Annotated in this window: 7 protein-coding genes and 1 pseudogene; 4 read left to right on the plus strand and 4 right to left on the minus strand. The window is 38.0% G+C overall.

The features are described 5' to 3' along the window. Positions 1–46: 46 nt before the first annotated feature. A complete protein-coding gene (gene alaS / locus IPZ59_RS16105) occupies positions 47–2,683 on the minus strand; it encodes an alanine--tRNA ligase (protein ID WP_236137074.1) in 2,637 nt (878 codons plus the stop codon). A 121-nt stretch (positions 2,684–2,804) separates the two neighbouring features. Here alaS and IPZ59_RS16110 point away from each other — a divergent pair, with 121 nt between their 5' ends. Next, positions 2,805–3,782 carry a M23 family metallopeptidase gene (locus IPZ59_RS16110; protein ID WP_236137075.1) on the plus strand — a complete coding sequence of 326 codons (978 nt, stop codon included), beginning with the start codon at positions 2,805–2,807 and terminating at the stop codon, positions 3,780–3,782. A gap of 215 nt (positions 3,783–3,997) precedes the next feature. Here IPZ59_RS16110 and IPZ59_RS16115 read toward each other — a convergent pair. Continuing rightward, positions 3,998–4,410 (minus strand): annotated as a pseudogene (locus IPZ59_RS16115) (sodium:solute symporter family transporter); the annotation flags it as partial. A 235-nt stretch (positions 4,411–4,645) separates the two neighbouring features. On the opposite strand from IPZ59_RS16115, the gene IPZ59_RS16120 reads away from it, so the two are divergent. Then, positions 4,646–8,119, plus strand: coding sequence for a gliding motility-associated C-terminal domain-containing protein (locus IPZ59_RS16120; protein WP_236137076.1), 3,474 nt, complete (start codon positions 4,646–4,648; stop codon positions 8,117–8,119). A 166-nt stretch (positions 8,120–8,285) separates the two neighbouring features. Here the strand turns inward: IPZ59_RS16120 and IPZ59_RS16125 are convergent, their stop codons facing one another. Then, positions 8,286–10,037 carry an ABC transporter ATP-binding protein gene (locus IPZ59_RS16125; protein WP_236137077.1) on the minus strand — a complete coding sequence of 584 codons (1,752 nt, stop codon included), beginning with the start codon at positions 10,035–10,037 and terminating at the stop codon, positions 8,286–8,288. Between the two features lie 90 nt (positions 10,038–10,127). On the opposite strand from IPZ59_RS16125, the gene IPZ59_RS16130 reads away from it, so the two are divergent. Then, complete coding sequence (locus tag IPZ59_RS16130; RefSeq protein ID WP_236137078.1) at positions 10,128–10,658, plus strand: DinB family protein; 531 nt, start codon at positions 10,128–10,130, stop codon at positions 10,656–10,658. Between the two features lie 4 nt (positions 10,659–10,662). Next, positions 10,663–12,438, plus strand: coding sequence for an acyl-CoA dehydrogenase (locus IPZ59_RS16135; protein WP_236137079.1), 1,776 nt, complete (start codon positions 10,663–10,665; stop codon positions 12,436–12,438). A gap of 28 nt (positions 12,439–12,466) precedes the next feature. Here IPZ59_RS16135 and IPZ59_RS16140 read toward each other — a convergent pair whose 3' ends face one another. Beyond that, a complete protein-coding gene (locus IPZ59_RS16140) occupies positions 12,467–14,242 on the minus strand; it encodes a tetratricopeptide repeat-containing sensor histidine kinase (protein ID WP_236137080.1) in 1,776 nt (591 codons plus the stop codon). Positions 14,243–14,376 lie beyond the last annotated feature (134 nt).

Consider the following 14,376-nt stretch of genomic DNA (forward strand, 5'->3'; position numbering starts at 1 on the left):
TGCATGGAGCTCAAAAATGAGTCCAAAATTAAGTAAAACCAAATTTTTATGCCGAAAGGTTGGCGAAATAGCTTTTGGCCTTTTCCAAAACCTTGGGAAGACCATTGATATCTTTTCCACCGGCCGTTGCAAAGAATGGCTGACCTCCGCCACCTCCTTGAATTTCTTTTGCCAATTCTCGTACAATAGCTCCAGCATTCAAACCTTTGCTTTCAATCAATTCTTCTTCAACGGCAACGGCCACCTGAGGTTTCCCATCGACATCTGCAGCAATAACAATAAATGCTCGTTGTAACTCATTTTTCAATTCAAACACCAACTTTTTTAGAGCATCAGCTGTAGGCAATTTTACCATTCCAAAAACCACTTGGACATCTCCTGCAGTAAGGGCATTTGCTAACAAATCAGCTTTCACACTGCCCGCCTTTTCGGCATGCAGAGTTTCCAATTCTTTCTTGAGTTCGTTCCGCTCAGTAAGTAAAGCTTCGATAGATTTTTTCAAATCGCGTGGATTCTTCATCAGTTCCTGCAATTCTTTAACCATAGTCACATGTGCACGATAATACGCTTCAGCTGCCTGTGAAGTGATTGCTTCAATTCTTCTCACACCAGCCGAAATAGAACCCTCAGAAACAATCTTGCAAAGACCAATTAATCCGGTACTTTTCACATGTATACCCCCACAAAGCTCCACAGAAAAATTGGGATCAAAGGTGATCACACGCACAAAGTCCCCATATTTTTCTCCAAACAATGCCGTAGCGCCTTGCCTTCTTGCTTCATCGATCGGCACATTTCTCTGTTCATTTAAAACAATATTTGCGCGGATTTTCTCATTCACTATCTGTTCGACTTGTGTCAGTTCCTCATCTGTCAATTTAGCAAAATGAGAAAAGTCAAAACGTAAAATTTCATCGTTAACCAGGGATCCTTTTTGCTGCACATGATCGCCTAACACCTGCTTCAATGCTGCGTGGAGCAAATGGGTAGCCGAGTGGTTGTTTGTGATCAAACCTCTTCTCTGCACATCCACTTGAGCATCAAATATGACCGATGGATTGGAAGGGATTTTATCTACAAAATGAACGATTAGGTCATTTTCTTTCTTCGTATCCACTACCCTAATCACTTCTTGACCATTGGTTAAAGTACCTTGATCACCTACTTGTCCCCCACTTTCAGCATAAAAGGGGGTTTTATCCAAAACAATTTGGTATCGATCCCCTTTCTTATCAGTAATCTTGCGGTACTTTACGATAGTAGAGCTCGCTTCTGTGTAATCATACCCTACAAACTCCACTCCTTCTTCCTCCCCTACAAGCACCCAATCACCTGTTTCTTGTTCCGCTGCAGCCCTCGAACGGGTTTTCTGGATTTCCATCTCTTGTGTGAATCCAGCTTGATCAACTGACAGTCCATTTTCTCTCGCAATCAAAGAAGTCAAATCCAAAGGAAATCCATATGTGTCGTATAGTTCAAAGGCTGTTTTCCCTGGAATGACCGAATCTCCCTTGGCTTGTAAATCAGACTTGATCTGATCCAACATTTTTAGACCATTATCCAAGGTACGTAGAAATGAAGCCTCTTCTTCTTTGATTACTCGGGCAATAAATTCTTGCTGCTGAGCTACTTCCGGAAACACATCACCAAAATTAGCTGCCAACAAAGGTAAAAGCTCGTGTAAAAATGGGGTTTGGAATCCAAGAAAGGTATAACCATAGCGAACAGCCCGTCTTAAAATTCTTCGAATCACGTAGCCAGCTTTGTTATTTGATGGCAATTGTCCATCTGCGATAGTAAAAGAAATCGCACGAATATGATCTACTATCACCCGCATGGCAATATCTATCTTTTCATCCTTGCCATAGGTTTTTCCAGACTTCTGTTCCAGATAATCTATGAAAGGTAAAAAGACATCTGTATCGTAATTGGATGCTTTTCCTTGAATGGCTCTCACCAATCGCTCAAAACCCATTCCTGTATCTACATGTTTGGCAGGTAGTTCTTTTAAACTTCCATCCGAAAGTCTATTGAATTGCATAAATACCAAATTCCAGATTTCAATCACCTGAGGATGGTCATTGTTAACCAAAGCATATCCATCCACAAGGGCACGTTCTTCATCCGTGCGTAAGTCGATATGAATTTCCGAACATGGACCACAAGGACCTGTATCCCCCATTTCCCAGAAATTATCTTTTTTGCTTCCGAAGATGATTCTATTCTCAGGGACAATCTGCTTCCAAAAGTCAAAGGCTTCTGTATCCTTGGACAAGTTATCACCTGCATCTCCTCCAAAAACAGATACATACAATCGGTCCTTTGGAAGGTTATATACATCTGTCAAGAGCTCCCAAGCCCATTCAATCGCATCCTTCTTAAAGTAATCTCCAAAAGACCAATTCCCCAACATTTCAAACATCGTATGATGGTAGGTGTCTACCCCTACTTCTTCTAGGTCGTTATGCTTACCTGATACACGTAAACATTTCTGACTGTTGGCTACACGAGTTGCTTTGGGAACGTCATTTCCAAGGAAAAAGTCCTTGAACTGATTCATCCCTGCATTTGTAAACATCAAGGTAGGATCATTCTTTACAACGATGGGTGAAGAGGGTACAAATTGATGCTGTTTTGATTGAAAAAATTCAATGAAGGTGGTTCTAATTTTTTTGGCTTCCATGTAAGCTTTTGACTATGTTCGGATTATAAGATTTACTTCGTATATTTACGGCCCTTGTCGATCAATCACCTCCAAAAGCCTTTAGGGCTACAAAATTAGGATATTTACCCCGCAAATTGTAATGAGTAGAATAAAATATTACTATGACCCAAAAACCTGCAAGTATGAACGGTATACCCGTAGTAAATGGGATGTTTTTTTAAACTCCTTGGGTTTTTTAGCACTTGCAGCCTTACTTTCGGCATTTATCTTGGCTATTTTTACTTACTACTTTGATAGTCCAAAGGAATTGTTGCTACAGCGGGAAAATCAAGAACTCAAGCGCTACTTCCAGTTAATGGAGGAAGATTTATTGAACATGAATGAAATGCTTGCAGATCTGCAAGATAGAGATGATAATTTGTATCGGGTGATATTTGAGTCAGAACCAATTCCAAGCGAAGTCAGAAATGCCGGTATTGGTGGAACAGATCGGTACCAAGAGATTAAAAGTAAAGGTTTAAATCAGGAAAAGCTGCTGGTTTCTTTAATGGAAAAAATTGATCTCCTTAAGCGCAAGATGTATGTTCAATCATACAGTATTGAAGAAATTACAGAGCTGGCTCTTAAGAAAGAGGAATATTGGGCATCTATTCCAGCAATTCAGCCTGTACTGAATGAAGAGCTAGGCAAACTAGCTTCTGGATTTGGAATGCGATTGCATCCGATCTTAAAAGTAAGAAAAATGCATACTGGAGTAGATTTTACAGCTCCTGTTGGAACTCCCATTTACGCCACAGGTGATGGAATAGTGAAAGAAGTTATCAGCGTTTTTGGTGGCTACGGGAAATATGTAGAAATAGACCATGGCTTTGGTTTTGTAAGCCGGTACGCTCATATGAATGAATTTTTAGTTCGGAAGGGACAAAAAATAAGAAGAGGAGACCAAATCGGAACAGTGGGAAATACAGGATCTTCGACTGCACCTCACTTACATTACGAAGTGATCAAAGATGGACGTTATGTGAATCCAGTCAACTACTTCTTCAAAGACCTCACACCAGAGGAATATGATAAGATTTTGGAATTGGCGAATAAGGAAAATCAGTCGTTGAGTTAAGGAGAGTCGCAAGGTTAGATCCGAGAAGCTAAAGGGTGGAAACAAGAAGCAAGCTAGATTCTAGGTAAAATAAGCTATGCTTTGACGAGTTCAACCCAAGTGCTTCGAAAACTCAAGATGATTGCAGTGAGACTTTTATAGGTTTATTGGGATGAAGACCTTCTCTAAAATTTTAGAGACTGTTCACTAATTCATCCTTTCGTAAGCCTCATCTCTAAATACTTATTAGTAAATCCTAAATAGCCCAAAAATGAAATAATAGCCGCTAGCAATCCAACCTTTTTATTGCATAGGTATTCAAAAATTTGCGGAAAAGTATAAAACTTTACAAAAGAGGGGTCACTTTTTACCCGAGGAATCAGAATCACAGCAGCTAACCATGCCCCTAACAAACCAGTAAATAACATCCAACTACCAGAAAGTCCCATTATAAAGCCTAATCCACCGAGACCAACGGTGCCCCCCCTACATCAGTAGCTACTACAGATACCCCTATGTGCCAGCTACCAATATTTCTGCCTCCTCCGTAGTAATCGTCCTGATTTTTATTTTGAAGGATGAAGTAGTATCCTACGCCCAACATTAGCACCATGTACCCGACAAAAATGCCGAGGTCAATGTAATGCATGCTTACTCATTTAAATATAAAAAAATAGTGGTCGAGCTTTCCGATACTATTTTTAAAAGTATTCTTAATCGGTTTAATTGCAGGAGTTTATTTTTTAAATCAAATAAATTGTTTTTCAAATACTTTAAAAAGCATTTGAAATATTTAATTTCAGAAATTTGGACTAAAAAAAACTTTTTAATCTCATCGCTTTCAAGTACTTTTGGAAGAAATATTAAAATTTCTCTTTATTCATATGAAGGTATTGGTTCAAGTTTTTTTATTCTTGATCGTGGTGTTGGAAATAGGCTCGATTTCAGAGGCGAAATCAGAGTCTATTAATTTTTCATTGATGGAAAGAGAAATGCCTATTTTTGAACATAGCATAACGGGGCCGGATGAATTATGCTTATATTATGGAAGCATAATTGGGGAGTTTTTTGGTGGAGGCCGTCTGACAGATGTATTCCGATGGAGAATTATCAACGAAAATGGTCAGGTAATTATCGATCGCGAAGGAGGATTCCAAACTTTCAGTCATACATTTTCAGAAGTTGGTGAATATGAAATACAATTGAACGTACGAAGAGGGGTAGAAGAAGTGTTCTCAGGAACTAAAAAAATCACCATTAATCCAGGAGCGAATATAACCTTAAACAATGCATATCTGCTTTGCGATAACGGTAGCACAACCATGCAGCTACTAGATCCAAACACGCCTGGATTATCAAATTACCGAATTGAATGGACAAATAGCAACGGAACTGTTGTAAGTACAAGTAATACATTTACAACTGATCGACCGGATCGCTACACTGTGAGTTTTTTTACTTTCAATCAATCAGGTGCACAGGTATGCCCTTTTAGTGTTAGTACAACAGTGAGTAGGCCTAGAGACTACAGTATAAACATCTCTGCCAATGAAGTTTGTCAAGGAGGATCTACAATAACCCTTTCAGCAACCAATAATGCCTTTGGTAATTGGTTTTTTACAAAAGATGGGGGTACAGAAGAAACTCTTTTGGGCGAAGGTCGGAGATTAGACTTTACAGTAAATAGAGACTTGAATGGCCCGGGTGATTATGAATTTATATTTAGACCTGATAATAGCAATAATGAATTTTGCAAGCTGGAAGAAAAGATTGGTTTTAGAGTAAATTTCACTCCTAATGTAAGAATCTTTTTTCAACAAGAGGCAGAAAGCTGTGAAGCTAATGATGGGATATTAATTATAGAAGCTTTAGGGGATGTTGATAGAATTACTCTATTTAAAAATGGTCAAATGATAGACCGCTTTTTTGATCTTAAGGAAGGAGAAGTCATTGAATTAACTGGAATGGAAGCTGCCATCTATAGAGCTTCTGTGGCACTTGGTAATTGTTCTACAAGTAGAAGTGTATTGTTACCTATGAGTAATCCTCCTGATGAAATAAATTTCAATATTATAGAAATAACAGATGAATCATGCAATGAGACTGGAACAATAGATGGAAAAATAAAGATTCAACTAAGCCAGCCAAACTTTACAGGAAGTTATCGTTTATTACAAATCAATGGAACGGTATTCAGCTCAGGAGAAATCAACAATGCTAACGAGTTTGAGTTTTTTGCTCCAGCAGGCAGTTATTTCCTAGCGTTAAGCAATGATCAAAATTGTTCATATCCAAATGACCAAAGAATTAATATTTCTTCAAAAGGAGAGGTTAATTTTTCTGTTCCCGATAGACTAAATATCTGTGAATACTTTGATTTCTCCCCAACCACCTCTATGGATTTGGTATTTACTCTGATCTACCCTGATAACACCGAAATCATAAAATCAAGCCAAGAAACTTTTCGACTTGATCAAGCAGGAGAATATAGAATCATAGGTAGAGATGTAAATACTGAGGATGGTTTTTGCCCAAGAGAACTTAATTTCTTTGTAAATTTAACCAATCAAATCAATTATGAACCTGAATTAATTTCTGAAGACTGTTTCGGAAACAAGCAATACTTTGCTAATCTTTTTGGGGCAGATATCAGTCGCTACAACATCCGATGGATCAATGAAAATGGGGTTGTAGTAGGTACTGAAGAATTCCTTTTCCCTACGTCAAGTGGAGAATTTAAATTAGAGGTGCAACCTCGAAATTCAGAAGCTTGTCCTACTCCACCAAAAAGTTTTTTTATACAACCTGCTGTCACAGAGGTAGCTGTTAACCTCTCAGCAGAACCACTTTGCCCAGGAGGAGAGTCAAGAATAGACTTGGTTACCGATTTTGATGAAGTTAAACAAATATTTTGGCTATTTATCGATGAAGATGGGGAATCAACCCCCTTAGATCAATTTGATGATCAACAATGGATTGTAATTTCTGAGGAAGGATCTTACGAAGCAGTAGTTTATAATAGGCTTAACTGCGAAATCGGAAGAAACTTTATCCAAATCAATACAAGCACAGATTTAGCTATTTTTGATATTCCTGAATCAATCGTTGTATGTGAATTTTATGAACTTACCCCACAAACAGAACTGGATCTAACGTTTATTGTGCGTTTCCCGGACGGTAATGAATTAAATTATGCTAAAGGTGATCTCATCTTTTTTGACCAAGAAGGAGAACACTTGATCACTGCTAGCAGTGCCGATCCAACTATTTTTTTGTGTGAAATTTCAAAAGCAATTCAGGTTACTCAGAAAAATGCAATCCCCTTTAGTCCTGAGCTTGTTGACCAAAGTTGTGATGGAACACTTACATACAGTGCTGAATTATTTGGTACTTCGAGTTCTGAAACTGATTTCTTGTGGTACGGTCCTGATGGCTCACTACTAGGGGAAATGGAGTTTTTCCAACCTCAAGAAAATGGGATATATGAATTAGAGGTAAGGCCTCAAGGAAGTTTGGTTTGTCCGGAACCTAATCGTATAAGTTTTGAAGTAATCATGCCCGTTACGGAACTTGATGGAAGCCTAAGTGTTGCGTTTTATTGTCCAAACGCTCCGTTTACAACTGTGACTTTAGATGCAGATCTTGAACAAGTGACAAGGATACAATGGTATTTCACCAATTTACAAGGAGATAGAACTACTTTAGATGATTTTTTTGGTCAATCGGAAATTATTGCCATCGAAGAGGGCTTCTATCGTGTAGAAACGTTTAATGCTCTTGATTGCCCATTAGGTGCTGACGAGGTGCTAGTTCAGAGAAGTACAGATGATTTGAGACCTCAGATTAATGAAAACTATACCATTTGTGCCCAATTCGGCTTATTCGTCACCATTAATCCAGGTTCTTTTAGTGAGTACCAATGGTTTTTTAATGGTGAATTAGTTTCAGAAAGCAGCACATTTGAACCGAGGAGTGCTGGTTCTTATGATCTCATCGTAACAAGCGTTGAAGGGTGTGACTTCTCTGCAAGCTTCGAAGTAGTAGAAGAATGTAAACTACAAATCAGGCACACGACAGGAATGCAGCCTAACAATGACAAACTTCCCTTTGAAATTTATGCAAACTTTTTAATTGATGAAATTGAAGTTTGGATTTATAACCACTGGGGGCAATTAGTCTATCATTGTCTCAATCAAAACAATGATGGAGAAACTCCTTCCTGTTCATGGATGGGGGTTTTAAATGGCGAAAAAATATTACAAGGAACTTATGCAGTAAAAATCAGGTATAAAAATAATTTTGAAAATATAGATAGAACGGAATTTGGATCACTGATAGTAATTGATGGAGGGACATAAATATAACTAAGGGAATTTTTGGCAGTTAAAGCTCATGGTATTCAGTGATTTGAATCAAATCTTTAGGCTGATATAAATGAATAGGGTCCAATTATTTACTTTAATCAACCCCAAAAATCTCTCCACACCAACCATCTTACTATCCATAAATATTATCCAATATCCCCTATATCCTAGCCTGATACGTATATAGTTGGTAATACCTCCCCTGCTTAGCAATCAACTCATCATGTTTACCGGACTCTACAATCTGACCCTGCTCGATGACCAAAATCTGATCAGCTTGACGGATGGTGCTTAGTCGGTGAGCAATGACAAAGGTGGTCCTGCCCTTCATTAATTCCTTCAATGACTCCTGTATTAAGCTCTCACTTTCAGTATCCAAATTGGATGTAGCCTCATCCAACACCAAAATCTTTGGATCTGCTAAAATGGCTCTTGCAATGGCAATCCGTTGTCGCTGACCACCGGATAACTTGACTCCTCGTTCCCCGATGACTGTTTCAAGCCCTAATTCGAATCGATCGGTAAATTCTTGCACATGAGCTGCTCGAACAGCCTTCATTAAATCTTCATGAGAAGCATTTGGTCTTGGAAACAAGATGTTTTCCCGAATAGTCCCCTCAAACAAAAAGTCATCTTGCAATACCACCCCCAACTGCGAGCGGTAACTATTCAACAAAATTTCCTGAATATCCACACCATCTACCCAAATATACCCGGAATCAGGATTTAAGAAAGATGCTGCCAAACCAGCAATGGTAGTCTTTCCTGAACCAGAAGTGCCAACCAAGGCTGTAACTGATCCGGCAGGCGCATGAAAACTTACACCTTTGATAACTTCTTTACCCTCCTCATAAGCATAGGAAACCTGCTCAAAACGAATATCCCCTCGGATAGACTCAAGACTCTTTGTTCGATTACCTGTAGTATGCTCGAGCGGCATATTCATGATTTCTTCTGTACGATCCAGCCCAGCAAATGCTTCCGTAAATTGACTACCAATGTTACTCATCTGTACAATTGGGGCAATCATAAAACCCAAATACAAGGTAAATGCAAGAAAATCCCCAAAGGTCATTTGCCCATCCATGATCATATAGCCACCAATACCCATGATTCCTGCTGATGCCAATCCAAGAAGAAAGGTTGCAGCAGAAGTCACAAAACTAGTAGCTGTCAAACTTGCCTTAACATTCAAAAACAAGCGCTCTACTCCATCCTCAAAAGATCTAATTTCCTGCTGCTCCGCATTAAATCCTTTAATCACTCGGATACCGCCTAGGGTTTCTGTCAGTCTACCCGTAACTTCTGCATTGATTTTACCACGTTCGCGAAAGATCGGTCTAATTTTACTGAATGCTTTCAAAGAGATGAATCCAAAAATAATCACTGGAACCAATACATAGAGCGTCATCAAAGGGCTTATATAAATCAACAAAACCAATGAAATGACTGCCGTCAAAATTCCGCCGATCATCTGTGCGAAGCCTGTCCCTACCAAATTCCGCACACCTTCTACATCGGTCATGATTCGGGAAACCAACTCACCTGTTTTAGTATTGTCAAAAAAGCGAATCGGTAATTGAATAATATGTCTCTGAACTTTTGAACGAAGTTTGGCAATCAAATGCTGTGCTTCCACGGATAAAATCTGGGTTAACGCATAGGAAGTGACCGATTGAATAGTGATCGCTACCACCACTCCAATAACCAAATACTTTAATAAGTCTAAGTCATTGGAGGGAATAACATCATCAATCAAAAATTTACTCGCTCCTGGTAATACAAGCCCGGTTAACCTTGAAATGATGATTAAAAATAAACCTAGGAATAGCTGACGGCGACGTGGCCAAATAATAGTTTTGAAAACACTGGCCATCGTGACCCTGCTCTCTTTTGTTTGGGATGTTTTCATAAGAATTTTCAACAATTAGTAACACTAATGGCTGTAACAATAGTTTCTTTTTCCTCACAAATAAATGGTTTGATTCCTATCTTTGGTTTTATGAAACAATGGATCCAAGAAATCAATGGTATTTCCTCCGAGGTTGAACGCTTATTTGGCAAACTTTCCCAAGAAGACTTACATAAAAAGCCAAACCCTTCCACTTGGAGTATTGCGGAAAACTTACAGCATTTGATTACACTCAATTCCAGCTATTTTCCAATTTTCAGACAATTGAAAGATGGCACAATCAGGCGGCCGTTTGTTGGAAAATTTGAATTTTTCACTAAGCTTTTTGGCAATATGATTTACCAATCGGTTAGTGATGGAGGAAAGAAAAAAATTAAAACTTTTCCACGGTGGGAACCAAAAATTTTTGATCCACAAGCACCTATCGTTGTAGACTTTCTAAAGCATCAAAAAGAGCTGAATGATCAAATTAAATCTTTGCAACTCTTCATAGAAAAAGAAGCGGTCATTTATTCTCCTGCCAATAAATTGATTGTCTATACCCTACCCAAAGCGTTAGATATCATCGTTGCACATGAACATCGGCATTTAGATCAAGCTAAAAAACTACTCAACCCATAACCTTATGTTTTATTCATCCAAGGATTTAAAATTTCAGCTTTTTGAACATATAAAGGTGAATGACTTATGTGAACTCCCCTATTTTGATGCACATTCACAGGAAACGTTTGAAATGGTGCTAGATGCAGCAGATAAGATTGCAGTGCATCAATTAAGGCCTTTACTTACAGCAATGGACAGACAGGAGCCGCAATTGACAGCTGAAGGTATCAAGGTACATCCCGGCATGAAAAAAATCATCCAAACCTTTGGAGCAGATGGATGGATCAATGCTACTTTTTCTTTTGAAGAGGGAGGTCAGCAGCTTCCCAATACCATGCACATGGCAGCGGGATTTATCTTTCAGGCTGCTAATTATTCAAGTTCGGTTTATCCATTTTTAACAACAGGTGCAGCTAACTTGATTCGAACTTTTGGTTCGCAGGAACTGATCGATAAGTTTACTCCAAACATGTATAGTGGTCAATGGCAGGGAACGATGGCTTTGACAGAACCAGATGCTGGAAGTTCCTTATCAGATTTAAGCACTACCGCATATCCCACTGATCATGAGGGTGTTTTCAAAATCAAAGGACAGAAGATTTACATTTCCTGTGGCGACCATGACGCTTGTGAAAATATCATTCATCTGATGCTGGCGCGCATACAAGGTGCCCCCGCAGGAGTGAAAGGGATTTCACTTTTTGTAGTCCCTAAAATCAACATTGTTACAGGACTTCCCAATGATGTTCGTACTGAAGGAGTTTATCATAAAATGGGTTACAAGGGTGCTCCCATTGCCCACTTGATGATGGGCTCGGAGGATCTATGCGAGGGCTACTTGGTTGGAGAAGCTCATAAAGGACTCAGCTACATGTTCCAGATGATGAATGAAGCAAGAGTTGGTGTTGGCATGAATGCGGCAGCCATTGCTACAGCTGCTTATTACAGTTCGCTCACTTATGCCAAGGAGCGTCCTCAAGGTAGAAAGGTTGGAGAAAAAGATCCCTACAATCCACAAGTTCCAATCATCGAGCATGCAGATGTCAAGCGAATGTTGCTCTTCCAAAAAGCCATTACCGAAGGCTCACTATCTTTACTCCTTTATTGTAGTAAACTTGGCGATTTGGCACATGCAGGTACAGGGGAGACCAAAGCCAATGCTGCATTATTATTGGATTTGTTAACACCAATTGCCAAAAGCTATCCTTCTGAAATGGGCTGTTTGAGTACATCTGCCGCGGTGCAGGTTTTAGGAGGTGCAGGCTATACTACGGATTTTCCTGTGGAGCAATACTACAGAGAGGCAAGAATCCATCCCATTCATGAAGGGACCACAGGTATTCATGGTATGGATTTGTTAGGCAGAAAGCTTGTCATGCAAGATGGAAAGGCCGTTCAATTATTGATGGCTGAAATGCTTCAATCTATTGCCAAAGCAAAATCACTATCGGAAATAGAAGTCTTAGGAAATGCATTTGAAAAATACCTTCAAAAAGCCCAAGTAGTCACAGGACATGTACTACAAAAAGCCAGTAAAAATCCGGAAGTATATCTTTCAGACGCCACCTTGTATTTGGAATTTTTAGGCATTCTCGTGATCGCATGGAGATGGCTAGAACAAGGTTTGGATGCCGTAAAACAACTCCAAAAAAGTTCAGAAGATTGGGACTTCTATCAAGGCAAACTTATGGCTATGGAATACTTCTTCGAGTATGAACTGGTCAAAACAAGTTCATTGGAGAAACGATTATTTTCGGAAAAAACAACCACAATCACGATGAAACCTAACTGGTTTTAACAAGATGATCTGTCGAAAAATGGGACGCTTATGAGGAAAATTCAATGGGTAGCGTAACAGTAATAGTAGTCCCTTTATTCTGCTCTGAAATTAGTTTAATACTCCCATTGAGTTTTTGAATAATAGCCTGAACTATGGATAAACCTATTCCGCTGCCTTTTTTTTCTCCTACGTTACTTGCTCGAAAAAACTCCTTAAATATGAACTTTTGTTCAATTTCAGGAATTCCAATTCCAAAATCTTGAATCACTACTGTAATTGCATTTGCGTTTTTTTCAATAATACATTTAGGTGCTGCATTGCCAATAGAATACTTATAAGCGTTGCTTAAAATATTTGAAAAAAGATGGCCCAACAATACTTTGTCATGTGAAACTAAAATGGATGAGGATGGACATTCAAAAATTGTAATTCTCTGAGCTGGATCAGAATCCTTTAAATCATCAGAAATCGATTTAAAAAAAGATATCAAATCAAACTTTTTAGGATGAAGGGTATATTTATCCATGAATAATTGTTCGAAAATCATCAAATCCTCAACCAAATCATTTAATCGATTTTCTTGGCGTCTGATTTTATTGGTCTGATGTTCAATTTTTTGTTTAATTGATGGGTTATCTAATTGTTCTTTATAAAAATTCAATAATTCTAGAGCGCTGGAAATAATTCCTAGGGGGTTTTTAAATTCATGTACAGCCATGGCAATGAATCTAGACTTTAATTGTTGTAACTCCTTTGATTTTCGAAAAAGCCTAAAGTAGAAGAATAAAAGAGCAAATAACAATAGTCCAACCAATATCAATAAAATCGAGCTAAATGTTAACCAAAATATTCGATCCTCTTTCTTTTGATTTTCTGACCTGAGTTCTAATGCTTCTTTTTCAATTTTCCTCAATTCAAGGATATCCAGAACTAATTTCTGAGCATTCTGACTCTTTGTTTGATTAGATTGATTATACTTTTCCCGAAGCCTATGAAAGATTTTAATTGACTCTTCAAAATCTTTTGAACTCAAGGCCAACTGCCCTAATTCAAATAAATTTTCTTCTGTATTAATATTAATTTTATACTTTTCAGAATAACTCAATGAGCTTTCAAAGTGAATTTTTGCCAATGCTATTTGATTTAATTCTTTGAAGTTTTTACCAATGAAGTAATGAGATTCGACAATGACTTCTTTATTGGACTTAGACTCTTGAAGTTGTTCATTGATCTCCAATGCCCTGAATAAGTAATCATTTGAGTCCATGTATTGGTTTTTTCTATTGTTTACTTTTCCTAAATACATGTACGATGAAGCTAATAGGGGTAAATTATTGACCTCAGCATTTATTGAAATGGATTCAAGCAAATATTTTTCTGCGTTGACCAAATCCTTATTTAAAAAGTGACTTTCAGCCAAATTGTAAGACGCTATGGCGTATCTATCTTTTTGATCTGATTTTCTAAAATAGTCATATGCCAATGAATGATATTTTAAACTGGACTCATGTTCACCTAATCTGTAAAAAAATGTTCCTAGACTGATGTAACAATCTGCAATACCTGCATCATCTCCAAGCTGTTCGAAAATTTCTAAAGCCTTGTTTACATAATCTAAAGAAAAAGATAAGTTATCACTGAAATAACTCAGAATAGCTAAGTTTCGATAGGCATAAGCCAATCCCCTTTTGTAATCATATTGAAATGACAACTCTAAGGCTTGTTGAGAAGCCTTGGAACTTGCATCAAAATCAATCCTAAAATTATCACGTGCATGGTTATTCAGTGAGTCGATTGTATCAAACTCAAGTAACCTTTTCACCGTTTGGGCAGCAAGCTCTTCATGAGTACAAAAACAAAAGATTATAAAAATTATTATTTTTATTCTCGCTTTCATTCTAATTTAATAAATAGGACTTTGAATATATCTTAAATTAGGCAAATAGAGTTCAAAAA

This window comes from Mongoliitalea daihaiensis (assembly GCF_021596945.1).
Lineage (GTDB): Bacteria > Bacteroidota > Bacteroidia > Cytophagales > Cyclobacteriaceae > Mongoliitalea > Mongoliitalea daihaiensis.

Excerpts from the sequence above, each read along its gene's own strand:
- alaS (WP_236137074.1), bottom strand. The coding sequence starts at position 2,683 with ATGGAAGCCAAAAAAATTAGAACCACCTTCATTGAATTTTTTCAATCA.
- IPZ59_RS16110 (WP_236137075.1), top strand. The coding sequence starts at position 2,805 with ATGAGTAGAATAAAATATTACTATGACCCAAAAACCTGCAAGTATGAA.
- IPZ59_RS16120 (WP_236137076.1), top strand. The coding sequence starts at position 4,646 with ATGAAGGTATTGGTTCAAGTTTTTTTATTCTTGATCGTGGTGTTGGAA.
- IPZ59_RS16125 (WP_236137077.1), bottom strand. The coding sequence starts at position 10,037 with ATGAAAACATCCCAAACAAAAGAGAGCAGGGTCACGATGGCCAGTGTT.
- IPZ59_RS16130 (WP_236137078.1), top strand. The coding sequence starts at position 10,128 with ATGAAACAATGGATCCAAGAAATCAATGGTATTTCCTCCGAGGTTGAA.
- IPZ59_RS16135 (WP_236137079.1), top strand. The coding sequence starts at position 10,663 with ATGTTTTATTCATCCAAGGATTTAAAATTTCAGCTTTTTGAACATATA.